Below are 24,961 nucleotides of genomic sequence, written 5' to 3' on the forward strand. Positions count from 1 at the left end.
GTGATGGCATCCGGGTCAGTTCAATGGCTGGGCGAGCCGGTCGTCAGCGTCTTGCCTGGCGTCGGCTGCTTCACGCGATCCTCGACGTAGCGGCGCACCGCGTCGGCCGCGGTCTGCGCGTCCGCGCCGCCGTACGGCACCGGCGCGACGAGATCCTCCGGCCGCGCGAGCATCGCCGCGAGGTTCGAGTAGGTCGCGCAGCCGAACGGCACGCCGGGCCGCGCGAACCCCGCGTCGACGAGATGCGACGGCTGCATCAGCTTCGCGCAATCGGGCGGCACCGCGTGCGCGCCGTCGAAGCCGATCGCACGCGCATCGGGCAGGTTGACCGGCGGCGGCGCCGACAGGCAGCCCGCAAGCACCAGCGGCAGCAGTGCGGCAACGGTCGATCGGGTTCGCATGCGCGCTCCTCCGGTTCAATACACGAAGCCCGCGGCGCCGACGAGGCGCGGCGTGTCGCCCGACAGCAGGTCGAGCCCCAGGTTGCGCTGCACCGCGAACTCGAGGTCGCTGCTCGGCCGCGCGACGGTGTCGATTGCCTGTTCGAGCTGGCCGGGCCCGGTCGGCTGCACGATGTACGGCGTGACGATCACGACCACCTCGGTCTTGTTGTCCTGGAAGTTCTTCGACGAAAACAGCCGGCCGATGATCGGCAGCCGGCCGAGCCCCGGGATCTGCGACACGGTGTCGGCCGTCTGGCTCTGCAGCAGCCCGCCGATCGCGAAGCTCTGCCCGCTCGACAGCTCGACCGTCGTGTCGACACGCCGCACCGTGAGCCCCGGGACCTTGACGCCGCCGGTCGTCACGCTGTTGTTCGCGTCGACCTCGCTCACCTCCGGCCGCACCTTCAGGCTGATCCGGTTGTCGGCGAGCACGGTCGGCGTGAAGTCGAGCGACACGCCGAACGGCTTGAACTCGACCGTGATCGCGCCGGTGGACGAACCGGCCTGCGCAACCGGGATCGGAATCTCGCCGCCCGCGAGGAAGCTCGCGGTCTCGCCGGACATCGCGGTGAGGTTCGGTTCCGCGAGCATCGTGATCAGGCCCTCCTGGTCGAGTGCGTCGAGCACCACGTCGATCGACCAGCGCCCCGCGCGGAACCCGCCGAGCACCGAGAAGGCGCCCGTCGGCGACAGGTTGAACAGGCCGTTCGTCGGATCGAACAGCGTGCGTCCGTTGAACAGCCCGCCGACGAAGTTGCCGGCGCCGCCCAGCGAGCTCCAGTTGATGCCGAGCTGCTGCGTGATGTTGCGGCTCACCTCGGTCACCCGCACGCGCAGGTTCACCTGGATCGGGCGCGACAGCGTGAGCCGGTTGACGATCTTTTCCTTGTCGTGCAGGTACGGTGTGAGCGACTGCATCACCGCATCCGCGTCGGCCGCGCTCGGTACCTTGCCCGACACCATCAGCGAGCCCGGCGCACCGGATACCGACAGCTTCAACTGCGGAAAGCGGCTGTCGAGCACGCCCTGCAGCGACGCCGTGTCGACCTGCACGATCACCGTCTTGCGCAGGATCGGGCGATGGTTCGCGCCGAGCGCGATCAGCGTGGTCGTGCCCGCCTTCTTGCCGAACACGAACACGGTGCGCGGCGACGGCACCTGGATGTCGGCGATGGCCGGATCGGCGACGAACATCGCGGTCGCGGGCTCCGGCAGCGACAGCAGTTCTCCCTTGCCGGTCGCGATCGACAGCGCCGCGCCTGCGTCCGGCGCCCGCGCGACCTGCGCGAACGCGGCCCCGGACGCAAGGACGCAGGCCAGGCCCAGGAAAGCGATCCAACGAACCATGCGCACCATGCGTGTTCCCGTCAAATGCCGGCCGCCGGGCGGCCGGCCCGAATCGTCAATCCGTCACTGCGCCGCCGCTCCTGCCGGCTGCGCAGTCGCGTCCGCCGCGACATTGGCGCTGCCCGTCGCCGCGGGCATCGTGGGCATCGCGGGTATCGCCGGCCAGGTCGGCAGCCCGGACGGCAGCGGTGGCAGGCCCGGCGTGCCGGTACCGCCGCCACGCGATCCGTCGTCGACCGACGAACCGCGATAGATCACGACCGCATTGCTCCGCCACGCCGGCCGCGTGCCCGTCTCCGGCCCGGCGGATGGCTCGCGTGCGGCCTCGCGGGCCGCGCGCGACACGTCGCCGGCCCACACCGGCTGCGTATCGGGTTCCTGCTCGTCGCCGCCCGCCGGCTGCCGCCGGTCGCTCGTCGCGAAGCTGCGCAATGCGAGCGACAGCGAACCGAGGCGTGTCGCCACCAGCACGACCTGCGCGGTGCGCGGCGCGACCTCGAGCGTGACCGTGCGTGCGCGGGCCGTCGCGTCCGGTGCGCTCGCGGGCGCCTTCGCGCGCTGGAATTCGGAACCGACCGCCAGCACGCGCGCGCGCCGCACCACCGTTTCCGCTTCGAACGTGCCGGGCGACGTCGCCGAGCCGCCGATCTGCTGCGTCAGCAGCACGTCGACGAAGTCGCCCGGCTGGATCAGCCCCGCATTGCCCGACACGTCGTCGACCGGCACCGAGATCGCGCGCATGCCGGGCTGCAACGCGGCCGCGAGAAAATCCGGCGCGCCGGCCGGAATCACGTTCTCGACGCGAATCGGTGCGCCGGCGCCGACGTGGTTGCGCAGCAGCGCACCCTTCAAGTCCGCGCCCGGTTGCGTCTCGACGAACGCGCCAGCCGGCACCTGCGCGCGCGGCATGCGTTTCCACGCAAGATCGTTGTCGCGCAGCAGCAGCCCTTCCGGCAGATCGGCGGCGGCGACCCGCACGCGCGCCTGATCCGTTTCGGCAGGCACCGATGGCGTCGACGCGGCGACGTACAGCTCGCGCAGGATGAACGCACCGATGCCGGCGGCAACGACGAGCACGGCCAGTCTCAGCGGTTTGGGCATGGCGGCGTGCGTCCCCCCGGCTAGGTAAGCGAAACCGTGTGTGGAAACGACGCCCAGACGGCCAGCGTGCCGCCGAGCGCGAGCGCAACACCGTACGGCACGCCGCGCGCGGCAATCGCGCGAACCTGCGCGGCGTGGCGCGGCCGTGACGCCAGCAACGCGAGGCCGCACAACGCACCGCACGCGCCGACGCCCGTCAGCACCGGAAACGCCAGTGCCGGGCCGGCCCACAGGAATACCGCCGCCGCCAGCTTGACGTCGCCTCCGCCGATCCAGCCCGCGTGGCGCATGCCGCCGAACAGCAGCAGCATCGCCGCGCCGGTCGCGACATGGCCCGCCAGCGGCGCGAACCCGTCTCGCGCGAGCGCCGCCGCGACGAAATACAGCGCCGCGAACGCCAGCACCGCGCGATTGGACAGGCGCCGGTCGCGCAGATCCTGCGCGGCGAGCGAGGCCAGCAAGACCGTGGCCACCGACTGCACGAGAGTGAGCATGGGAGAGCCGTCCGTCGACACGCCCCGGCCGGATACGTTCTACCGCTGCAGATCCCGGTGTTCGTCGGTGGCGCGCGGGTTCAGGGGATCAGATCAGGCTCGTCACCTTGTTGATCAGTGTCGTGAACACGCTCGGCAAGCCGCCGCTGGTGCTGCTGAGGATCACGCCGACCGCCGCCAGCGCGACGACGACGATACCGGCCAGCACGGCGTATTCGAGCGAGCTGACGCCGCGTTCGTCACGCAGCAGGGACTTGACGTATTGCAGCATGGCAACCTCCGTGTAACGGGTCGGGACCGACCGTTGAACGCAAAGACGCTCCGTTGCTCCGGTGGTTGCGCAGGGCATTCGCCCATTGCTATCCATGCGTGCGACCCTGGCACAAGGTCGCTCGCATCCCCCGGAATCCTCTCGACTACTGCAACACGCGGTGTGCAACGACGACATCGGTCGTTGCGTGCCTGCATTCCTGGTGCGGGCTTCCCCGCACGATGCAACCGCGCTGATTCGTCTAGGGTATAGACAATTTTTCAGGCGAATTCAAATTATTTGGCGTCGGAATGCATTTATGGATTTCACCGTGCAACGATGAAAGCGATTCCGTTCATTTGCGGTCATTTTTTCTCACATCACATCGAATGGTTCGCGTATCGGAACAGGCATGGCGACTGTTTCGGAGCATGATTTACCGACCGGAAGCCGAACCGTTTCCATTCGATTTACCGGCATGCCGGGGCGCTTCACATGCGCCCGCCGCGCCCCGCCCGACCGGCCGTCCCGGCAATCATGGCGGGCCCGCATCACATTTCCCCGATTACCCGGCCCCGTTTTCCCACCCTGATCCTGCAAGCGGTCCTCACTCGAATTCATGCTCGTCGCCATCGCGATTTTCCAATCGGCGATTTCCTGATTCGGCATCCGGTTTCAATCGACATGATTGGAATCCTGAATAAATGTCCTATGCATGTGAATGCGATTCTCGTTCATATGGAACGAAACGGCCGGCGCGGCAACCCGCAAAGCGGCGATAAGCATAGTTCAAATCGTTTCTTGTCCGGCCCCGGCCCGTCATCGAGAATGCGCCGACGGGCTACGGCCCGGCCTCGCTCCCCAACGTTCCGGATCATCGATTCATGCTTCCACTGCGCCTGCTTCGATCGCTGCTGATCGCATCCGTCTTTGCGTTGCCGGCCGCCGCCGCGCACGCCGACAAGCCCGCCACCATCCGCATCGGCGTCGCCCAGCAAGGCGCCGGCGATCCGCCGACGTTCGGCGGATCGAGCGCCGCCACCGCGCAACTTCAGCAACTGGTCGAAAAGGAGTTCGCGGCCGACGGCATCAAGGTGCAATGGCTGTTCTTCAAGGGCGCGGGGCCGGCCGTCAACGAGGCGATCGCCAACAAGGCGCTCGACTTCGCGTACCAGGGCGACCTGCCCGCCGTGCTCGCGCGGGCGAACGGGATCAAGACGCGCCTGCTGCTCGCCGCGAGCGTGCGCTCGGGCGTCAAGATCGCGGTGCCGCCCGACTCCACCATCCGCTCGATCAAGGACCTGAAGGACCGCCGCGTATCGATCTTTCGCGGCACGAACCTGCAGCTCGTCGCCGACAACGCGCTCGCGAAAAACGGCCTCGGCGAACGCGACCTGCGCGTGATCAACCTTGACTCCGCGAGCTCGCTCGCCGCGCTCGCGTCGAAAGGCATCGACGCGTCGGTGGGCGACTACCAGCTGTACAAGCTGCGCGACGCGGGGCTCGCGAAGATCATCTACGAATCGCAGAACGACGGCCCGCAACTCACGCGCCAGACCCACCTGCTCGTGCTCGACGATTTCGAGCACGCGCATCCGGACATCGTGCAGCGCGTCGTCAACGCGCTCGTGAAGGGCGCGCAATGGTCGTCCGATGAAGCGAACCGCGATGCGCTGTTCAAGCTGTGGGCAAAAAGCGGCGTGCCGGTTTCGTCGTGGCAGGCCGACTATGCGAACCAGCGCCTGAAGGATCGCTTGTCGCCGTTGATCGATCCGTTCGTCGTCGCACGCTACAAGTCCGTCGCGCAGGACGCGCTGGCGCTGAAGCTGATCCGCCAGCCGGTCGACGTCGATGGCTGGTTCGAGCCGAAGTATCTCGACAATGCGCTGCGCACGCTGAAGCTCGAAAGCCACTGGCAACGCTACGACGCGGCCGGCAAGCCCCTTTCCTGACCCGGACCCGCCCCGATGAGCGACACCACCTTTTCCATCCCGTCATCCGGGCGCCATGCGCTCGCCGTACCGCCGCACCGTGCGGCGGGCGTGAAACGGTGGTCGTGGCGGCTCGCGCCGTGGCTGCTGCCTGCGTTGCTGTTCGCGCTGTGGAGCGTCGGCAGCGCGCGTGGCTGGATCGCGCCGCAGATCCTCCCGCCGCCCGAACGCGTGTTCGACGCGCTCGCGGATCTCGCGACGAGCGGCGATCTCGTGCGCCACACGCTGATCAGCCTGCAGCGCGTGCTGGTCGGGTTCGCCGCCGGCACGCTGCTCGGTTTCGCGACCGGCGTCGCGATCGGCCTGTCGCGCACGCTCGAAGCCTACGTGCTGCCGAGCTTCAACGCGCTCGTGCAGATTCCGGTGCTCGGCTGGCTGCCGTTCCTGCTGCTGCTCGTCGGCGTCGGCGAACCGCTCAAGTACCTGCTGATCGCGCATGCGGCGCTCGTCCCCGTCACGCTGAGCGCGTTGCAAGGGTTTCGCCAGACCCCGCCCGCGCTCGACGAAGTCGCACGCGTATTCGGCTACACGCGCCGGCAACGCATCGTGCACGTCGTGCTGCCCGCCGCGATCCCGACGCTCGCGACCGGCGTGCGGCTCGCGTTCACGAAGTCGTGGCTCGCGCTCGTCGTCGTCGAGCTCGTCGCATCGTCCGAAGGGCTCGGCTACCTGATCGTGTACGGGCGGCAACTGTTCCAGCTCGACCTCGTGATGGCGGCCGTGATCGTCGTCGGGGCGGTCGGCCTGCTGATCAACCGGCTGCTCGATGCGCTCGAAGCGCGCTTGCGCCGCGGCGTGCCGTCCGCGTTCCGCGGCTGAACCGCCGCCCCTGCCCGCGCAATCGAAGGAGATTCACCCGTGACGCATTCCGCCTCGCCGGACGCTACCTCGCCGGCCGCCACGGCCGCCCGCCGCCTGCATGCGCCCGACTGGCGCGGCTTCGTGCTGCCGCTCGTCGCGTTCGCGCTGTGGTGGGCGATCGCTTCCGCGCACCTCGTGAGCAGCGGGCTGCTGGTCGGCCCGGGCGACGTGCTGCGTACCGCGTGGGCGCAGGCCACGAGCGGCGCACTCGGCCGCGCGCTGTCCGCGTCGCTCGCGCGTGAAGCCTGCGGTTTCGCGCTCGGTGCGACGGGCGGGCTGCTGCTCGGCGCCGCGCTCGGGCTGTCGCGCGTCGCGGCGCGGATGGTCGGCCCGAGCTTCGACACGTTCAAGCAGATCTCGCTGTTCGCATGGATTCCGCTGATTTCCGTGTGGTTCGGCCTCGGCGACGTCGCCAAGGTCGTGTTCCTGTCGCTCGCCGCGCTGCTGCCCGTCGCCGCGCACACCTGCGACGGCATTCACGCGGTGCCGCGCGCGTATGTCGACGTCGCCCGCGCGCTGCGCTACTCGCGGCTCCAGCTCGTGCGCTACGTGATCCTGCCGGCCGCGCTGCCGTCGATCTTCACCGGGCTGTATCTCGGGCTGATCTATTCGTGGCTCGCAACGCTCGGCGCCGAATACCTGCTGGTCGCCGGCAGCGGCATCGGCAACACGCTGATCGACGGCAGCGAGCAGTTCCGGATGGATCTCGTGCTGTTCGGGATCATCGTCGTCGGCGTGACCGGCTGGGCCCTGAACGCGGTCGCGCGTGCGATCGAACGCAAGGTGCTGGCCCGGCGCGGCGACCTGCCGCGCTGATCGCCCTTTCCCTCCCCCGCCACACCTTCCTCGCACCGCCATGACGACCCTCGCCTCCGATTCGCTCGACATCCTCCACGTGAGCAAGCACTACGCGCAACGCGGCGCCGCGCTCGCCGTCCTCGACGACGTGTCGCTGCACGTGCGCGCCGGCGAATTTGTGACGATCGTCGGCGCGAGCGGTTGCGGCAAGTCGACGCTGCTGCGGCTGATCGCCGGGCTCGATGCCGACTACTCGGGCGAGATCCGGGCCGGTGCCGAGCGCGTGCGCGACACGTCGCTGCAGCGCGGGATCGTGTTCCAGGATCACCGGCTGTTCCCTTGGCTAACCGTCGCGCAGAACATCGAGGCCGCACTGCGCAACGCGCCGCTCGACGCGGCCGCGAAGCGACGCGCGGTCGCGGATCACATCGCGCTCGTCGGGCTGAACGGCTTCGAGCACGCGTATCCGAACCAGTTGTCGGGCGGGATGGCGCAGCGCGTCGCGATCGCGCGCGGCCTCGTGAACCGCCCGCGCGTGCTGCTGCTCGACGAGCCGTTCGGCGCGCTCGACGCGCAGACCCGTGCGCGGATGCAGAACGAACTGCTGCGCATCTGGGAACAGGAGCGCATCACGATGATCCTCGTCACGCACGACGTCGACGAAGCCGTGTATCTCGGCGACCGCGTCGTGACGATGGCGCCGCGCCCGGGCCGCATCGAACGCATCGTCGATGTCGCATTGCCGCGCCCGCGCCGGCGCGATTCGCCGGAATTCGCGCGGCTGCGCGACACCGTGCTCGCCGATTTCGACGACAGCGACCCGCCGGGCGACGATCGCCCGGGCGGCAAGCGGATCGACACGCCCCGCCCGCACCGGATCGGCGAATGGCGGCTGGCGTGGTAGCTCGCACGACGCGGCACATTGCTCAGCATGACGACGCATATCGATCATCGCTGCGCACACGCTAAGGTTGTGACGATTCATCGGTTCCGGTTCCGCGCGGTCCCTGCTTGAATGGAGACTCGACCGATCCGACTCCAGGAGATTCCCGATGTCCGAAGTCCAGCACGCCGCTCATCCGTCTTCGCATGCTTCGCACGCCGCGCCGCGCACGGCCGCCGCCCCGCTCCAGCTTCGCCAGGTCGCCGGCAGGATCGGCGCCGAGATCGCCGGCGTGCGGCTGTCGGGCACGCTCGACGACGCGACATTCGACGCGATCCAGGCCGCGCTGCTGCGCCACAAGGTGCTGTTCTTCCGTGGCCAGCAACATCTCGACGACACCGCGCAGGAAGCATTCGCGCGCCGCTTCGGCAATATCGTCGCGCACCCGACCGTGCCGTCCGCCGACGGCAGCGCGCATCTGCTCGAACTCGATTCCGCGCACGGCGCGCGCGCCAATTCGTGGCACACCGACGTGACTTTCGTCGATGCGTACCCGAAGATCTCGATCCTGCGCGCCGTCGTGATTCCGCCGTTCGGCGGCGACACCGTGTGGGCCAACACGGCCGCCGCGTACACGAACCTGCCCGACCCGCTGCGCGCGCTCGCCGACACGCTGTGGGCACTGCATACGAACGCGTACGACTACGCGTCGACCCACGTGCATGCCGACGATGCGCAACTGAAGCGCTACCGCGAAGTGTTCACGTCGACCGTCTACGAAACCGAGCACCCGGTCGTGCGCGTCCATCCGGAAACCGGCGAACGCACGCTCGTGCTCGGGCATTTCGTGCAGCGGCTCAAGGGGCTGTCGGCGCAGGATTCCGCGCACCTGCTGCAGGTGTTCCACGAACACGTGACGCGCCTCGAGAACACCGTGCGCTGGAACTGGCAGGAAGGCGACGTCGCGATCTGGGACAACCGCGCGACGCAGCACTACGCGATCAACGACTACGGCGATGCGCGCCGCGTCGTGCGCCGCGCGACCGTGCACGGCGACGTGCCGGCCGGCATCGACGGCCGCCAGAGCGTCCTGCTGAAGGGGCCGGGCGCGACGCTGCAATAACGCGCGTGCACCACGGCGGCGGCGCTCCGTGCGCGCCGCCGCGCCCGCTCCGCTTTCCGCCACCGGACACCGACCATGCACTCCCCGCCACCGGGCCGACGCGCACACGCGCAACGATGTCGGCCCTCCGCCCCGTTCACTTCCGCCAGGAGCGTCGCATGAGCGCCCTACTCGAACCCGCCGCCCAGCCGGTCGACGTGATCCCGCTGTCCGCCCACATCGGTGCGGAAATCCGCGGCGTCGACCTCACGCAACCGTTGACCACGCCGCAGATCTCGGCGATCCGCGCCGCACTGCTGAAATGGCGCGTCATCTTCTTCCGCGAGCAGTTCCTCACGCACGAACAGCATGTCGCGTTCTCCGCGCAGTTCGGCGAGCCGACGGTCGGCCACCCGGTGTTCGGGCACGTCGACGGGCATCCGGCCGTGTACTCGGTCGCGAAGCATCGCAAGGCGACCCGCTTCGAAGGCGAGCCGGTGCGCCGGCCGTGGACCGGCTGGCACACCGACGTGACGGCCGCCGTGAACCCGCCGTGGGCGTCGATCCTGCGCGGCGTAACGATCCCGCCATACGGCGGCGACACGCACTGGACGAACCTCGTGCGGGCGTACGAGACACTGTCCGCGCCGCTGCGCGGCTTCGTCGACGGCCTGCGCGGCATTCATCGCTTCACGCCGCCGGCCGGTGCGCGTGCCACCGGCGCGTTCGACGAGGCGGTCGAACGCCGCCCGCTCGTGACCGAGCATCCGCTCGTGCGCGTGCATCCGGAGACTGGCGAACGCGCGCTGTACGTGAGCCCGAGCTTCCTGAAATCGATCGTCGGGCTGACGCCGCGCGAGAGCCAGGCATTGCTCGAACTGCTGTGGGAACACGTGACGCGGCCGGAATTCACGATCCGCTTCAAGTGGGAACCGCGCAGCATCGCGTTCTGGGACAACCGTGCGACCGCCCACCTCGCGCCCGTCGACATCTTCGATCTCGACTTCGACCGCCAGCTCTATCGCACGACGCTCACCGGCGACGTGCCGGTCGGCCCCGACGGCCGGCCGTCGGTCGCGCTCGAAGGCTCGCCGGTCGAAGCCGCGGCGGCGGTCGCGCTCAACTGAACTGCACTGACGGCAGCCGGCGCGCACTGCATCGCGCCGGCCTTTCCCGCCGTCACGCCACGCGGACGAAAGCACCGTCCGCGCGGCCCTCCCGTCAATCCAGCCACACCCCGTCGAAGCGGTGCCCGCCGAGCGGCGAGAACGTCAGCCCGTGCACGCGCTTGGACACCGGCAGCGACACGATCGACGTCGCGATCGGCGTGAACGGCACCTGGTCCTTGAACACGACCTGCGCCTGCTCGTACAGCGCCGTGCGCTTCGCGACGTCCGCATTGGAACGCGCCGCGTCCACCAGCTTCTCGAAATCCTGGTTGCACCATTTCGCGAGATTGCTGCCGTGCACCGCGTCGCAACCGAGCAGCGTGCCGAGCCAGTTGTCGGGGTCGCCGTTGTCGCCCGACCAGCCGTACAGGATCGCGTCGTGCTGCCCGTCGTGCTTCGCGCGGCGGTTGTATTCGCCCCACTCGTAGCTGACGATCTTCGCGCGCACGCCGATCTTCGCCCAGTCCTGCTGGATCAGCTGCGCCATCAACTGCGCATTCGGGTTGTACGGGCGCTGCACCGGCATCGCCCACAGCGTCAGGTCGAAGCCGTTCGGGAACCCGGCCTGCGCGAGCAGCGCCTTCGCGGCCGCCGGATCGCGCGGCGCATCCTTCAGGCGCGGGTTATATGACCATTGCGACGGCGGCATCGGGTTCGTCGCGATCTTCGCGTCGCCGTTGAACACGGTCTTCACGATCGCCGACTTGTCGATCGCGATGTCGAGCGCGCGGCGCACGTCGACGCGATCGAGCGGCGCATGCTGCGTGTTGTACGCGACGAAGCCGACGTTGAAGCCCATCCCCGAGAACAGCGTCAGCTTCGGGTCGCGCCGCACCGTGTCGAGGTCGGCAGGCCGCGGGAACACCGATATCTGGCATTCGCCGGCCACCAGCTTCTGCAGGCGCGCGGCCGGATCGGGCGTGATTGCGAACACGAGACGCGAGAGCTTCACGTCGTCCGGCTTCCAGTAGTCGGGGTTCGCGTCGTAGCGGATCAGCGCATCCTTCTGGTACGTGCGCAGCAGGAACGGCCCCGTGCCGACCGGGAACTGATTGATGTCGGCTTCGCGATGGCGTGCCGTGAGCTGCGACGCATACTCGGCCGACAGGATCGACGCGAACGCCATCGCGAGATTGCGCACGAACACGACGTCCGGCGTCTTCAGCACGAAGCGCACCGTGTAGTCGTCGACCTTGTCGATGCGCTCGACGTTGCGGTCGAAACCGAGGTCGCTGAAATACGGGAAGCTGACCGGATAGGCCTTGCGGAACGGATCGTCCGGATCGAGCATCCGGCGGAACGTGAAGACGACGTCGTCGGCCTGGAACGGCCGCGTCGGCGTGAACCACGCGGTGGTCTGGAATTTCACGCCACGCCGCAGGTGGAACGTGATCGTGCGCTGGTCGGGCGACACGTCCCAGCTCGTCGCGAGCGACGGCTCGAGATCGAGCGTGCCGCGCTTGAACTGCACGAGCCCGTTGTAGACCGTGTACGTGCTCGCGTCGAAATCGGTGCTCGTCGTGTGCTGGCCCGGATCGAAGCCGGCCGGGCTGCCTTCGGTGCAATACACGAGCGTCTTGCCGGACGGTGCGGCGAGCGCCTGTGTGGCCGCGCCGGCGAGCAGCAGCGACGCCGCGATGCAGCGCAGGGCCGTCGCGGCATGGGGGATGCCACGCGCACGACGCGCAGCGGGCGAAACGAAAGCGTTCTTCATGGTGGCGGAGATGAGAGAGGGCTGTCATGCGAATGACGACGGCCGATCTTCGCGCGCATCCCGCCGATCGCTTACCAATTAATTTCGCGTTGCTTATCGCCGTGGATGCATCCCGCTGCCCGTGCATGAAAACGTCCATGCGAGCGCCGGGCGGCCTTCTCGCGCCGCCGCCTTCCGGCCCCCTGCAGACTCTCCCGAAATGGCGCATCGTAGCGGCTGGCACACGCCGGCACGGGCGCGCCGGGATCCGCCCGGCACCGTCGCGCCGCCGTTTCCTGGAGGACATACACGATGTCGATCCGCCCCGATACGTCTTCTCGTCCCGTGAAATCGCCGGGCCCCGATCATCCGATCACGGTCGAACCGCATCCGCGGCGCGTCGTGGTCAAGGTGGCCGGCAAGGTCGTCGCCGATACGCGCCGCGCGCTTGCGCTGCGCGAAGCCAGCTATCCGGCCGTGCTCTACATCCCGCGCGAGGACGCCGACATGTCGCTCCTGCAGCGCACCGATCATTCGACCTATTGCCCGTACAAGGGCGACTGCGCGTACTACTCGATCCCGGCCGGCGGCGCGCGTGCGGCCAACGCCGTCTGGACCTACGAGGCGCCGTATCCGGCCGTCGATGCGATCCGCGGGCACCTCGCGTTCTATCCGGATCGCGTCGATTCGATCGAGGAAAGCCCGGCCGGCTCAGATTGAGCGTCGCGGCAGCCGTGCGTCTGACGCCGGGCGGCTGCGCGAGCGACGCAGCGATTTCGCCTGCCCTGCCCGCCCTGCCGGCTCGGTCCGGCGGTTCGTGTGCTCGCCACCGACCCGACCGACGCCACCGGGTCCGCCGCTGATTTGCATATGCGCATTCGTTGGTTGGCCGCCGGCGCACGCGGACGTATCGTCACGAGTCCGGCGCGGGCCGGCCCGTGGCGTGCAGCGCCCGCATCCGGCCCCGCCCTGCGCCGACCGCGCGCCTTTCGCGCGCGGCCCGCTCCTTCGCACGCAGGACGCCTCGATGAACGACACACCGCACGCAGACGTTGAACCGACACCGGCGAACCCGCATCGCCGCCAGTGGCTGCAAGGCGCGGCCGCCGGGCTGGCCGGGCTCGCGCTCGGCCCGCTCGCGGGCCTGCCCGCGCACGCGCAAGACAGCGGCACGCGGCTGCGCGTCGGTTTCCAGAAATACGGCAACTTCGTCGTGCTCAAGGCGCGCGGCACGCTGGAGAAGCGGCTCGCGAGCCAGGGCGTCACCGTGCAATGGCTCGAATTTCCGGCCGGCCCGCAATTGCTCGAGGGCCTGAACGCCGGCGCGATCGACGTCGGCACGGTTGGCGAAACGCCGCCGATCTTCGCGCAGGCGGGCGGCGTCGATTTCGTCTACATCGGCAACGAGCCGCCCGCGCCGCAGGGCGAGGCGATCGTCGTGCTGCCCGATTCGCCGATCCGCAACGTCGCGCAGCTGCGCGGCAAGAAGGTCGCATTCAACAAGGGTTCGAACGTCCACTTCCTGCTGGTGAAGGCGCTCGAACACGCGGGCCTCACGTATGCCGACATCCAGCCGATCTACCTGACGCCCGCCGACGCGCGCGCCGCGTTCGTGCAGCGCAACGTCGATGCATGGGTGATCTGGGATCCGTACCTGGCCGCCGCCGAGCGGCAGATCGGCGCGCGCGTGATCGCGAACGGCGAAGGGCTCGTGCGCAATACGCAGTACTACCTTGCCGCGCGCAAATACGCGTCCGCTCACCCGCAGGTGGTGCGCGCGCTGCTCGAAGAAGTCGACGCGGTCGACCGCTGGGCGCGCGACCATGTGCCGGAAGTCGCCACGCAACTGTCGCCGCTCGTCGGCCTCGACGCGCCGACGCTCGAAGTCGCGCTCAAGCGCGCGGGCTACGGCGTGCAGCCGATCAGCGACGCGACGCTCGCCTATCAGCAGAACATCGCCGACACGTTCAGCGCGCTGAAGCTGATTCCGGGCAAGCTGTCGGTCGCGAGCGCACGCTGACGCACCGCCGCGACCGACGCACGGCGCGGTACGCGTGCATCAGCACACGGGTGCCGCGCCGACGCGCCGCCATTCGTCGTAGTCGGTGACGAGGCCCGCTTCGTCAACTGCGACATCGGCCGCATACGTGCCGCTTTCGTAGCGGTACACGTGCTCCGCCGTACGCGTATAGCGCTGCTCGCCGCGCACGAACGCGAAATCCGGAAAGCGCAGCCACGCGGTATGAATCACCGCCGCCTCGCCGACGGCCAGTCCGAGCCGGCGGATCGGCAACGTATTCGTCGATGGGCTGAAGCCGAGATCGATATCGGTCGCGCCCGCGAGCGCCGGTACGTCCACGCCATCGATCGTCCATCGCCCTGCTTCGCACGCGATATCCCACTGCCGCGGCGGCTGCGTGCCGCCCCACTGCGTGATGCGTGCCGAGCGCGTGAGCCAGTCGGCGCCGCATGCGATCGCATAATCGATGCGAAACGGCGAGCCGTCGATCGCGCCCGACACCGAACCCGACAGGTCGATTCCGGATCGCGACTCGACGAGCCGGCACCATTCGGCCGCCTGCCACGTCTGCACGATCTGCCATGCGACGCAGCGCGTGCGCACCGCTTCATCCTGTTGCGTCATGTCATCGTCTCCATTCGATCGCACGGAAGCGAATTGTCACTCATCGCTCCGGCGAACACACGCGACTCCGGCAACCGATGGTCAGTATCGGTTCAACGCGCACCTTCGGGCTGCCCTGCTTTGGTACCATCCGTCGATCGGCATCAACCGGAACCGGACAAGGGGCGCGACTTCATGGATTTGCTGGCGACGATGCGCATCTACGTCAGGGTCGTCGAGCGCGGGACGATGTCCGGCGCGGCGCGGGATCTCGACATGGGCCAGCCGGCCGTCAGCGAGCGCATCGAGCGGCTCGAGAAACATCTCGGCACACGGCTCCTGTTGCGCAGTGCGCGCACCCTCGCGTGCACGGAAGAAGGCCGGATCTTCTACGAACGCAGCAAGGAACTGCTCGAAGCGGCCGACGATGCGGTCGCATCGGTGTCGAAGACGGAAAACGCGCTCGACGGCACGATCCGGCTCGCGGCGCCGCAATGCTTCGGCGAGATCGTGCTGCCGGGCGTGCTGATGCATGTCCGCACCGCGTATCCGAATCTGCACATCGACCTGGTCCTGAACGACGACATCGTCGATCCCGTCACGGAAGGTGTCGACATCTCGATCCGCGTCGGACAGCTCGGCGACGGCGGGTTCGTCGCGCATCCGGTCGGCGCGGTCGGCCGCCGGCTCGTCGCCGCGCCGTCGTATCTCGAGCGGCATGGCCCGATCGACACGGCGGCCGATCTCGCGAACCATCCGTTCATCCGCGTGAAAGGCGTCTTCGCCAGCGAACGGCTGCCGCTGCAGCGCGCAGGCGACGCGCTCGAATACGCGCGCATCCGCACGATCATGACGACGAGCCACTGGCGCCCGATGTTCGACACGATCGTGGCCGGCGGCGGCATCGGCGTGGTCCAGCAGCCGGCCTGCGCCGAGGCGCTCGAGGCCGGCACGCTCGTCGAGCTCCTGCCGCGGTACGCGATTCCCGACTTCGCGCTCAACGTGCTCGTGCACGCGCAACGGCCGCTGCCGCCGCGCGTGCGGGCCGTCGTCGACCTGCTGAAGCAGGACATCCCGCCGCTGCTGGCCCGCGCTGCCCGATAACGGCGGCGACCGCCGCCCCCGTCACGCCTGCAGCGACTTCCCCGGCTCCTTCACGTGCGCGTCGACTTCCATCTGGTAGAAGCGCGCGCTGACGAAGCCGAACAGCGTCCAGCCCAGGAACACGCACAGGCCGCCGAGCATCAGCGCCTGCTCGCCCGAGCTGAACAGCGCATAGAAGCTGTACGCGGTGGCCACCATCGCGATCGCGTTGGTCAGCAGCGCCTTGGCCGGCGGCACCTTCGCGACCTTCTGGATCGTGATCAACGCGGCCATCGACATCACGTAGGGCACGAGGTTCGTGACGACCGCCAGATCGACGATCTTCTGGAACTGGCTGCTCAGTTCCGGGCTGATCGTCATCAGCGCCAGCGCGACCTGCGCGACCAGCAGGATCACCATCCCGACGATCGGCGTGCCGGTGCGCGTCGCACGCGCGAACACCGGCAGGAAGTAGCCGACATCCGCCGAACTCTTGAACACCTGCGCGACCGTGAACTGCCAGCCGAGCAGCGAGCCGATGCACGCAATCACCATCAGCGCGGTGACGATCGTGCCGACCGTCGGCGTGAACATCGTCGCGAATGCGATGCCGAACGGCGCGTTCGACTTCGCGAGGATCGCGTTGGGCACGATCCCCGCGATCACGTTGGTCGACACGATGTAGAAGATTGCCGACGCGATCGTGCCGCCCAGCACGGCGATCGGCACGTTGCGCTCCGGATTCTCGACGGCATCCGAGTTCGCGCACGCCGATTCGAGCCCGAGGAACGCCCACAGCGTCACCGCGATCGAGCTGCCGACGGCCGGCCCGAACGGTATGTTGTTCGGGTTCCACGCGGCGCCCCAGGTCGCGCCGCTGAACCAGAACCAGCCGATCAGCGACACGACGACGACCGGAATGATCACGCCCCACACCGTCACCGCGCCGATCCGGCCGGTGATGCGCGAGCCGCCGAAGTTCGCGACCGTCGTCAGCACGAGCAGGAAGATCGTCCACAGGCCGGTCTGCAGCGGCGACAGCGTCGCGTCGAACAGCACGGTGCCGTAGCCGACCGCCGTGACGCCGATCGCGACGTTGGCGATCACGAGCGACAGCCCGTACGTGTAGTTCGCCATGTAGTTGCCGGCCTTGCCGAATGCGTATTCCGCATAGCCGCCCATCCCGCCCGGCTTGCGGCTCAGCATCCCGCAGCGCGCGAACGCATAGGCCAGCGCGAGCGAGCCGCCGGCCGTGACGATCCACGACAGCAGCGAGATCGTGCCGACCTGCGCGAGCTTCGACGGCAGCAGGATGATGCCCGAGCCCATCATGTTGACCGCCGTGAGGATGGTCAGCTGCCAGACGTTCATCCGGTTCTTCGGCGCGGCCGCGGTGGCCGCGCCGGACATGCTCGCTGCGTTTTCCATGATGTCGATCCTTCGATGTGAGGCCGTCGCGCGGCCGGTCGCTCGTTCAGGCCGTCAGGCAGTAAACGCGGTACGTGCCGTCCTCGACTTCCACGCCGTGCGTGTCGTGCGCGAAGCCCGGGAAGCGCCGGTCGTACGCTTCGAGCGCCTTCAGGTAGCCGAGCACCGGGCCGTCCGCCGGCCCCGCGTTCTCGCCCGGCATCAGCAGCGGAATGCCCGGCGGATACGGCACGACGCCGGTGGCGACCGTGCGCCCGGCCAGCTCCTCGAGCGTGACCTGCTCGACGCGGCCCTGCACCAGATGCTCGTACGCGCGCACCGGGCTCATCTCCGGCTTCGGCAGGATCGAGAACGCTTCCGACATCAATCGCGTCGTACCGAGCTGCTCCATCGCCGCGAACATCGTGTCGGCCAGGTCCTTCAGCCCCATGCCCGCATAGCGCGAGCGATGCTCCTTCACGAGCGACGGAATCGCCATGTCGAGCGGCAGGTTCGCATCGTAGTCGCGCTTGAAGTCGCACAGCGCGCTGACGAGCGAGCCCCACTTGCCCTTCGTGATGCCGATCGAGAACAGGAACAGGATCGTGAAGTCGGTCGTCTTCTCGACGACGATCCCGCGCGCATCGAGATACGCGGTCACGACGCTCGCCGGAATGCCGACCGGCATCAGCCCGCCGGCCGGCGCGACGCCCGGCGTGACGATCGACACCTTGATCGGATCGAGCATGCAGTAGCCGTCCTCGATATTGCCGAAGCCGTGCCATTGCGCGCCGGGGCGCAGCACCCAGCACGACGGGTCGCTCGCGAGCAGCTCGGGCGGCGCATCGTGGAACGGCAGCGTGCGGCCCGTGCGCGTCTCGAGCACGGTGTCGGGCTGCCAGCATTCGAAGAACCAGTCGCCCTTCGCGCCGAACTCGGCGTTCATCCGCGCAATCATCTGCCGGAACGCGACGGCCTCCTCGATCGACTCGTGCGTGAGCGCCGCGCCGCCGGGGCCGTCCATCATCGCGGCCGCGACGTCGTTCGACGCGATGATCGCGTAGTTCGGCGACGTCGACGCGTGCATCATGAACGTTTCGTTGAACTGGCCATGTGGAATCGGGTTGCGGCCGTCGCGCACGTGGATGTAAGACGCCTGCGACAGCGCGGTCAGCAGCTTGTGCGTCGACTGCGTCGCGAACACCGTCGGGCGGTCCGCACGATGGTCGCGCGGGTCGCCGTGCATCGCATGGCGATCGCGGTAGATCGGATTGAAACGTGCATAGCCGTACCAGGCTTCGTCGAAATGCAGCCGGTCGACGCTCGCGCCGAGCAGCTCCTCGACGCGCGCGACGTTGTAGCACAGGCCGTCGTACGTCGAGTTGGTGACGATCGCATGCTTTGGCTGGCGGTCGGCGAGCCCGGCCGTGAGCGGGTTCGACGCGATCGCCTCACGGACCGCCGCCTGCGTGAGGCGCTCCGACGCGATCGGCCCGATGATCCCGTAGCGGTTGCGCGTCGGCACGAGGTAGGTCGGGATCGCGCCCGACATCGTCATCGCGTGTTCGGCCGACTTGTGGCAATTGCGGTCGCACAGCGCGATCTGGTCGCGGCTCACGCTCGCCATCAGGATGATGCGGTTCGACGTCGACGAGCCGTTCGTCACGTGATACGTGCGATGCGCGCCGAACACGCGCGCCGCGTAACGCTCGCTTTCGCCGATCGGGCCCGAGTGGTCGAGCAGCGAACCGAGCTCACCGACCGAGATCGACAGGTCGGAACGGAACAGCGCTTCGCCGAAGTATTCGAAGAACGCGCGGCCGACCGGCGATTTCAGGAAGCCCGTGCCGCCCGTGTGGCCGGGCGTATGCCATGAGTATTCGTAGACGCGCGAGAATTTCGCGAGTGCGCCGAACATCGGCGGAAGCACGGTGGCGCGATAGCGTTCGATTGCCGCATGGATGCGCCCGCCGATGAAGTCGGCCGTATCTTCGAGCAGCCACACGAAATCGTCGACCTGGCCCATCACCGCGGACGGCACCGTCGATGCGACGCTGCGGTCGGCCAGCAGGAAGATCGGCACGTTGCCGTTGCGATGCCGGATCGCGTCGACCACGGCCTCGGACGGCCCGTGGCCGTCCACGCCGAGATCCCAGTCGAGCAGCACGCACTGGATCGACGGATCGGAACGGATCAGCATGATCGCATCGTCGGCCGAGGTTGCCGTGAGCACGTCGATGTCGCGCTGCGCGAGTTCCGCGCTCAGCGTGCGAACCGCACGCCCGGTCGCGGTTTCCTGCGCGATTTCGTCGTCGACCAACAGTGCGCGCATGCCGAGACGACGAATACCACCGACGGACGTATTCATGTTGTTGCCCTCGTTGTTCCGATGCTTCGTTGGGGTGATGCGTCTCACGAGCACGCGGACAGCAGGCCACGGGCGGCGGCGTGAGACGCACGCAAATCCGGTTTGATTCGCCATCCAATTCGGTGCCGACTATGCCATAGATGCCTTTTGATGAAAAGCAGACGATTCGGTGAAACGGTCGACCGTTTTCAAATCGCATTTCACGATCGGTTCATTTTGATGTGCATTGCAGCACGCCGATTTCCGATTATTAGATCGGTTTCGCCTACCAATCGGATTGACGATTCCGGTCGATTGAATTCGCCCGGTTTTGTTGCTACGATCGGCTGCGCCGTGCATTGACCGATGGCGGCTGCGCCTCGCCGCGCAAGGCTTCTTCGTGCGGCGCGCCGTTCGGCATTCAGCATTCGCGGGAGCGTTTCAATCGGCTGCAGCGCGTGTCGGATTACGCGGATTATGCGCCCGTGCGAATGCGGCTCTCGTTTTCCGCACATTTACGGGAGAGTCGCGTGAGCCTGTTGAAAATCGCAGTCGAGCCGGCGCTGATTGGCGCCTTCCTCACCACGCACGAACAGGTCGACGTATTTCAGACCGATTTCACGAATATCGCGGCAATCGTCGTCGGAATCGATTCGGCGCAACAGGTGCTTGAATCCGTCGAGAGAACCGGGTTCGCGATTCCGTTCTTCGTCGCGGTCGAGCCCAACCAGGAAGTGCCGCCGTCGATCCTGCCGAGCGCGAGCGGCGTGATCCAGCTCCGCCATGGCGGCCGCCACTACTACGGCCGGCAGATTTCCGCCGCCGCCGACATCTACAGCGAGAACCTGCTGCCGCCGTTCTTCAAGGTGATGCGCGAATACGTGCAGCGCGGCTACGTCGAGTTCGACTGCCCCGGCCACCAGGGCGGCCAGTTCTTCTCGAACCACCCGCTCGGCCGGATGTTCTTCGATTTCTTCGGCGAGACGATCTTTCGCGCCGATCTCTGCAACGCCGACGTCCGGCTCGGCGACCTGCTGATCCACGAAGGCCCCGCGCTGGAAGCACAGCGCAATGCCGCGCGGATCTACAACGCGGACAAGACCTGGTTCGTGCTGAACGGCACGTCGACGTCGAACAAGGTCGTCACGAGCGCGCTGCTCGCCCCCGACGATCTCGTGCTGTTCGACCGCAACAACCACAAGTCGGTGCACCTCGGCGCGCTCGTGCTGTCGGGCGCGCGACCGGTCTACCTCGAGACCGCGCGCAACGCGTGGGGCCTCATCGGCGGCGTCGACAGCGCGGCGCTCGACGAAGCGCGCATTCGCGACGCGATCCGCGACGTCGCGCCGGAACGCGCCGACCGGCCGCGCCCGTTCCGGCTCGCGGTGATCCAGCTCGGCACCTACGACGGCACGATCTACAACGCGCGCGAGATCGTCGACCGGATCGGGCATCTGTGCGACTACATCCTGTTCGATTCGGCGTGGGTCGGCTACGAGCAGTTCATCCCGATGATGCAGGACTGCTCGCCGCTGATGCTCACGCTCGGCCCCGACGATCCCGGCATCTTCGTCACGCAGTCGGTGCACAAGCAGCAGGCCGGCTTCTCGCAGACGTCGCAGATCCACAAGAAGGACAGCCATATCGAAGGCCAGAAGCGCTTCTGCGATCACCGGCGCTTCAACAACGCGTACATGATCCATGCGTCGACGAGCCCGTTCTACCCGATGTTCGCGGCGCTCGACGTCAACGCGCAGATGCATGCGGGCCCGGCCGGCAAGCGCCTGTGGCGCGATTGCGTCGCGCACGGCGTCGATGCGCGCAAGCTGCTGCTGAAGACCTGCCGGCAGATCCGGCCGTTCGTTCCGCAGCACGTCGACGGTCGCCCGTGGGCCGACTACCCGACCGAGCAGATCGTCGACGACCTGCGCTTCTTCCGCTTCCATCCGGCCGACACGTGGCACGGATTCGAAGGCTATGCGGACGACCAGTACTTCGTCGACCCGTGCAAGCTGCTGCTGACGACACCCGGCATCGATCGCGACACGCATGAATACGCGCCGTTCGGCGCCCCGGCGCCGATCCTTGCGCGCTATCTGCGCGAGCACGGCGTCGTGCCCGAGAAGGCCGACCTGTACACGATCCTGTTCCTGCTCACGCCGTCGGAGAGCTTCGGCAAGCTGCAGCATCTGGTCGCGCACCTCGCGCAGTTCGAGCGCCATCTCGACCAGGACACGCCGCTGCGCGAAGCCATTCCGTCGCTGTGCGAAGCGTATCCCGAGCTATACGGCAACATGCGCCTGCGGCAGCTGTGCCAGCGGATGCACGACTTCTACCGTAGCCACGACATGAAGCGTCTGCAGAAGCTGATGTTCCGTCGCACGCAGTTCCCGAAGCAGGCGATGCTGCCGCAGGCCGCGAATGCCGAGCTGATCCGCAACAACGTCGAGCTCGTCACGCTCGATCGCATCGAAGGCCGGATCGCGACGGAAGGCGCGCTGCCCTATCCGCCCGGCATCTTCTGCGTGGTGCCCGGCGAAGCATGGGGCGGCCCGGCGCTCGACTACTTCCGCGCGCTCGAAGCCGGGATCAACGCGCTGCCGGGTTTCGAACCGGAAATCCAGGGTGTCTATCTGCAAACGCAGCCGGACGGCACGAAGCAGGCTTCGGCATACGTGGTGGCAGCCGGCGCCGACGCATCACGCGCGTAACGGCGGCCTGGCGGGCGGCCACGCGCCGCTCGCGATGCTGAGCGCATCGCGAGACATGACGGGCGGCGCGACGCGCACGCCCGCCGCGTCACCACGCCTGCCGGTAGATCTCCAGCGCGTCGGCCTCCGTCACCTCGCGCGGATTGTTCACGAGCAGGCGCGTCTGCAGCATCGCATCCGACGCCATCCTCGGCAGGTCGCCTTCCCCGATGCCGACCTCGCGCAGCGTGCGCGGGATGCTCGTCGCGACGATCAGCCGGTCGATCTCGGTGATCAGCGCGTGCGTGCGCGCTTCATCGCTGCCCGTCGCCGACGGCGCGACGATCGACGCGAGCTCCGCATACAGCGGCGCGGCGGCGGGTGCGTTGAAACGCAGCACGTGCGGCAGCACGAGCGCATTCGACAGCCCGTGCGGCACATGGAAGATCCCGCCGACCGGATAGGCGAGCGCATGCACGGCCGCGACCGGTGCATTCGCGAACGCCTGCCCCGCGAACATCGCGCCGACCAGCATCGCCTCACGCACGTCACGGTTGCGGCCGTCGTCGCATGCCGCGAGCAGGTTGCGCGACAGCAGCGTCAGCGCGTGCACGGCCAGCATGTCGGACACCGGGTTCTTCAACCGCGCGGACGTATAGGCCTCGATCGCATGCACCATCGCGTCGATGCCCGTCGCGGCCGTGGCCGCGCGCGGCAGGCCGAGCGTCAGTTCGGCGTCGAGGATCGCGACGTCCGCGAACAGGTGCGGCGACACGACGCCCATCTTGCGCGCCTCGCCGACCGTGACGATCGACACGGCCGTCACTTCCGAGCCCGTGCCGGCCGTCGTCGGCATCTGCACGAGCGGCAGCCGCGCGCTCGTGACCTTGTCGACGCCATACATGTCGGCCAGCGCCTGCTGCCCCGGCGCGAGCACCGCGATCAGCTTCGCGACGTCCATCGACGATCCGCCGCCCAGGCCGAGCACGATCTCGGCATCGGCCGCGACGGCCCGTTCGGTCGCTTCCAGCACCACGTGCTCGGGCGGATCGGCGATCACGTCGTCAATCACGGTGACTTGCCAGCCTTGCGCGGCGAGGCTCTCCAGTGCGGGCGCGAGCACGCCGCTGCGATGCAGGAACGCATCGGTGACGACACACAGCCGCACGAGCGCCGGAAAGCGTTCACGCAACAACGCGCCGAGCCGGCGCGCGGCGCCGAACTCGACAACCTGCGTCGGAACGGTACGGAATTGAAACGGGTTCATCGGGTGCCTCCCGGTGGCGTCGCCGTGCCGGTGTCCGGCTGCACCATGTAGCTCGACACTTCGCGGCGATCGAGCAACGGAATGATCGCGCCGAACCCGATCCGCTGGAAATGCGGCGTTTCCCGATGCACGTCGAGGCCGTCCGCGTCGCGGTAGCGTTCGAGGATCACGACGTGGTCGGGGTTCTCCGGCGACCGGAAATACGCGTAGTCGAGATTCTTCGGCTCGGCGCGCGTGGGCGGGGCGAGTTCGCCGAGCAGTTCGATCACGCGGTCGCCGTTGCCGGGTTTTGCGTAGAAATGGGCGATAACCTGCAGGTAGGGTTCGTTCATGTTGCGCTCCGTGTTCGACTGGGGGCCGTCACGACGGGGACGCACGCAATGCGCGGCGAACCGGAGGGATTCGAGCGCGACGGCGCAACGCCGTGTCACTGGCTGGCCGTCCATTGTATTGAATCGGCACGGCCTTCGCAGTACCGCCACCGTGCCGCGAAAACCTCGCGAATCCCGCGCCGCTTTCACCGCACGGCGGATCGCAATTGGCCGCTACCCCACGATGCGCCGATGCACCGACTACCACGGCACCGTCCTCCCCAGATAGTCGAGATATTCGAGCCCCGGGCGGGCACGCTTTGCGATCAGCACATCGACGAGACTCGGCACGCTTTCCTCGATCGTCAGGCGCGCATCGGGCCCGCCCAGCTCCGTGCGGACCCAGCCGGGCGCCATCAGCACCATCGCACGCCGCGTATCGGCCTGGCGCGCCGCGAAGCTGCGCATGAACTGGTTCAGCGCGGCCTTGCTGCCGCGATAGACCTCACGCATCCCGCTGACGTTGTTCGCGACGCTGCCCTGCCCCGACGACATCGCGCCGATCAGGCCGTCCGCGATCACGAGATCCTGCAGCGTCTCGATCACGCGCATCGGCGCCAGCGCATTCGTGATCATCACGCGCACGAATTCGTCGGTCGCCACTTCGCCGATCGTTTCGGTTGGCTCGTTCGTCGTTCCCGCATTCACGAACAGCATGTCGAAACGCCGGCCCGACAGCCGCTCGCGCAACGCGGCCAGTTGCGCCGGCTCGCAGATGTCGAGCGTCTCGATGTCGAGCCGGCCGTCGAACCGGTCGGCCAGGTCGTGCAGCTTCGTGCGCTCCGACCCGGCACGCACGGTGCCCGTTACGTGCCAGCCTTTGCCCAGGAACGCCTCCGCCATCGCGAGCCCGAGGCCGCGCGACGCCGCGACAAGCAGGATCGCGGGTACGTTCCGGTTCGATACAGTTGATTGCATGGTTTCCGCCTTTGCCGGGTTTCGTCATGCAGCCACTATAGGTGCGCATCACGACAGGCGCCAGACGCACCGGATTCAACCCATAGTTGCATCGAACGCCATGCCAAACCGTGCAGAGGCGTA

At 68.0% G+C, this 24,961-nt stretch carries 23 protein-coding genes; 10 read left to right on the top strand and 13 right to left on the bottom strand.

From position 1 onward, the window contains the following. Positions 1 to 20: 20 nt before the first annotated feature. The 6 genes from BCO18175_RS22020 to BCO18175_RS22045 form a co-directional block, all read right to left on the bottom strand. Complete coding sequence (locus tag BCO18175_RS22020) at positions 21 to 401, bottom strand: CpaD family pilus assembly lipoprotein (protein WP_174911107.1); 381 nt, start codon at positions 399 to 401, stop codon at positions 21 to 23. A 15-nt stretch (positions 402 to 416) separates the two neighbouring features. After that, positions 417 to 1,799 (bottom strand): type II and III secretion system protein family protein, encoded by a 1,383-nt coding sequence (locus tag BCO18175_RS22025; protein WP_174911110.1) that lies wholly within the window; start codon positions 1,797 to 1,799, stop codon positions 417 to 419. Positions 1,800 to 1,853: 54 nt separating this feature from the next. Continuing rightward, positions 1,854 to 2,891 (bottom strand): Flp pilus assembly protein CpaB, encoded by a 1,038-nt coding sequence (cpaB, locus tag BCO18175_RS22030; RefSeq protein WP_174983953.1) that lies wholly within the window; start codon positions 2,889 to 2,891, stop codon positions 1,854 to 1,856. A 20-nt stretch (positions 2,892 to 2,911) separates the two neighbouring features. Then, positions 2,912 to 3,385 (bottom strand): A24 family peptidase, encoded by a 474-nt coding sequence (locus BCO18175_RS22035; RefSeq protein ID WP_174983955.1) that lies wholly within the window; start codon positions 3,383 to 3,385, stop codon positions 2,912 to 2,914. A gap of 88 nt (positions 3,386 to 3,473) precedes the next feature. After that, entirely contained in the window at positions 3,474 to 3,656 is a 183-nt protein-coding gene (locus BCO18175_RS22040; RefSeq protein ID WP_041493341.1) for a Flp family type IVb pilin, read from the bottom strand. 354 nt (positions 3,657 to 4,010) lie between these two features. Further along, a complete protein-coding gene (locus BCO18175_RS22045; RefSeq protein WP_174983957.1) occupies positions 4,011 to 4,304 on the bottom strand; it encodes a hypothetical protein in 294 nt (97 codons plus the stop codon). 215 nt (positions 4,305 to 4,519) lie between these two features. On the opposite strand from BCO18175_RS22045, the gene BCO18175_RS22050 reads away from it, so the two are divergent. The 6 genes from BCO18175_RS22050 to BCO18175_RS22075 all read left to right on the top strand — a co-directional run bounded on the left by BCO18175_RS22050 (position 4,520) and on the right by BCO18175_RS22075 (position 10,397). After that, entirely contained in the window at positions 4,520 to 5,587 is a 1,068-nt protein-coding gene (locus tag BCO18175_RS22050; RefSeq protein WP_174983959.1) for an ABC transporter substrate-binding protein, read from the top strand. A gap of 15 nt (positions 5,588 to 5,602) precedes the next feature. Further along, complete coding sequence (locus BCO18175_RS22055) at positions 5,603 to 6,445, top strand: ABC transporter permease (RefSeq protein WP_174983961.1); 843 nt, start codon at positions 5,603 to 5,605, stop codon at positions 6,443 to 6,445. A 39-nt stretch (positions 6,446 to 6,484) separates the two neighbouring features. Next, positions 6,485 to 7,303: an ABC transporter permease gene (locus BCO18175_RS22060; RefSeq protein ID WP_174983963.1), complete on the top strand. Its 819-nt coding sequence runs from the start codon at positions 6,485 to 6,487 to the stop codon at positions 7,301 to 7,303. A gap of 40 nt (positions 7,304 to 7,343) precedes the next feature. Beyond that, the gene (locus tag BCO18175_RS22065) at positions 7,344 to 8,189 is read left to right on the top strand and encodes an ABC transporter ATP-binding protein (RefSeq protein ID WP_174911127.1); all 846 of its coding nucleotides are present in this window, start codon (positions 7,344 to 7,346) and stop codon (positions 8,187 to 8,189) included. A 148-nt stretch (positions 8,190 to 8,337) separates the two neighbouring features. Continuing rightward, positions 8,338 to 9,291, top strand: coding sequence for a TauD/TfdA dioxygenase family protein (locus tag BCO18175_RS22070; RefSeq protein ID WP_174983965.1), 954 nt, complete (start codon positions 8,338 to 8,340; stop codon positions 9,289 to 9,291). 158 nt (positions 9,292 to 9,449) lie between these two features. Continuing rightward, on the top strand, positions 9,450 to 10,397 hold the full coding sequence (locus BCO18175_RS22075; RefSeq protein ID WP_174970940.1) for a TauD/TfdA dioxygenase family protein: 948 nt from the start codon (positions 9,450 to 9,452) through the stop codon (positions 10,395 to 10,397). 94 nt (positions 10,398 to 10,491) lie between these two features. On the opposite strand, the gene BCO18175_RS22080 is transcribed toward BCO18175_RS22075, so the two are convergent. Further along, positions 10,492 to 12,153 carry an ABC transporter substrate-binding protein gene (locus BCO18175_RS22080; RefSeq protein ID WP_174970937.1) on the bottom strand — a complete coding sequence of 554 codons (1,662 nt, stop codon included), beginning with the start codon at positions 12,151 to 12,153 and terminating at the stop codon, positions 10,492 to 10,494. Positions 12,154 to 12,444: 291 nt separating this feature from the next. Here BCO18175_RS22080 and BCO18175_RS22085 point away from each other — a divergent pair, with 291 nt between their 5' ends. Continuing rightward, on the top strand, positions 12,445 to 12,852 hold the full coding sequence (locus BCO18175_RS22085; RefSeq protein WP_174970935.1) for a DUF427 domain-containing protein: 408 nt from the start codon (positions 12,445 to 12,447) through the stop codon (positions 12,850 to 12,852). Positions 12,853 to 13,159: 307 nt separating this feature from the next. Continuing rightward, positions 13,160 to 14,152, top strand: a complete 993-nt coding sequence (locus BCO18175_RS22090; protein WP_174983967.1) for a sulfonate ABC transporter substrate-binding protein — start codon at positions 13,160 to 13,162, stop codon at positions 14,150 to 14,152. Between the two features lie 39 nt (positions 14,153 to 14,191). Here the strand turns inward: BCO18175_RS22090 and BCO18175_RS22095 are convergent, their stop codons facing one another. Next, a complete protein-coding gene (locus tag BCO18175_RS22095; protein ID WP_174983969.1) occupies positions 14,192 to 14,776 on the bottom strand; it encodes a putative glycolipid-binding domain-containing protein in 585 nt (194 codons plus the stop codon). A gap of 174 nt (positions 14,777 to 14,950) precedes the next feature. On the opposite strand from BCO18175_RS22095, the gene BCO18175_RS22100 reads away from it, so the two are divergent. Continuing rightward, complete coding sequence (locus BCO18175_RS22100) at positions 14,951 to 15,859, top strand: LysR family transcriptional regulator (RefSeq protein WP_174983971.1); 909 nt, start codon at positions 14,951 to 14,953, stop codon at positions 15,857 to 15,859. A 21-nt stretch (positions 15,860 to 15,880) separates the two neighbouring features. Here BCO18175_RS22100 and potE read toward each other — a convergent pair whose 3' ends face one another. Both potE and BCO18175_RS22110 read right to left on the bottom strand, forming a co-directional pair. Further along, a complete protein-coding gene (potE, locus tag BCO18175_RS22105; RefSeq protein WP_174983973.1) occupies positions 15,881 to 17,266 on the bottom strand; it encodes a putrescine-ornithine antiporter in 1,386 nt (461 codons plus the stop codon). A 46-nt stretch (positions 17,267 to 17,312) separates the two neighbouring features. Further along, positions 17,313 to 19,613: an Orn/Lys/Arg decarboxylase N-terminal domain-containing protein gene (locus tag BCO18175_RS22110; protein WP_174983975.1), complete on the bottom strand. Its 2,301-nt coding sequence runs from the start codon at positions 19,611 to 19,613 to the stop codon at positions 17,313 to 17,315. A 509-nt stretch (positions 19,614 to 20,122) separates the two neighbouring features. Between BCO18175_RS22110 and BCO18175_RS22115 the strand changes: the two genes are divergently transcribed. Then, complete coding sequence (locus BCO18175_RS22115) at positions 20,123 to 22,303, top strand: ornithine decarboxylase (protein WP_174983977.1); 2,181 nt, start codon at positions 20,123 to 20,125, stop codon at positions 22,301 to 22,303. 88 nt (positions 22,304 to 22,391) lie between these two features. Here BCO18175_RS22115 and BCO18175_RS22120 read toward each other — a convergent pair whose 3' ends face one another. The 3 genes from BCO18175_RS22120 to BCO18175_RS22130 form a co-directional block, all read right to left on the bottom strand. After that, positions 22,392 to 23,549 (bottom strand): iron-containing alcohol dehydrogenase, encoded by a 1,158-nt coding sequence (locus BCO18175_RS22120; RefSeq protein ID WP_174983979.1) that lies wholly within the window; start codon positions 23,547 to 23,549, stop codon positions 22,392 to 22,394. After that, complete coding sequence (locus BCO18175_RS22125; protein WP_174970915.1) at positions 23,546 to 23,881, bottom strand: putative quinol monooxygenase; 336 nt, start codon at positions 23,879 to 23,881, stop codon at positions 23,546 to 23,548. Before BCO18175_RS22125 ends, BCO18175_RS22120 begins: the two co-directional genes overlap by 4 nt. 240 nt (positions 23,882 to 24,121) lie before the next feature. Next, the gene (locus BCO18175_RS22130) at positions 24,122 to 24,838 is read right to left on the bottom strand and encodes an SDR family NAD(P)-dependent oxidoreductase (protein ID WP_174983980.1); all 717 of its coding nucleotides are present in this window, start codon (positions 24,836 to 24,838) and stop codon (positions 24,122 to 24,124) included. Between the last annotated feature and the right edge of the window lie 123 nt (positions 24,839 to 24,961).

Origin of the sequence: Burkholderia lata (assembly GCF_902499335.1) — a bacterium.
GTDB lineage: Bacteria > Pseudomonadota > Gammaproteobacteria > Burkholderiales > Burkholderiaceae > Burkholderia > Burkholderia lata_B.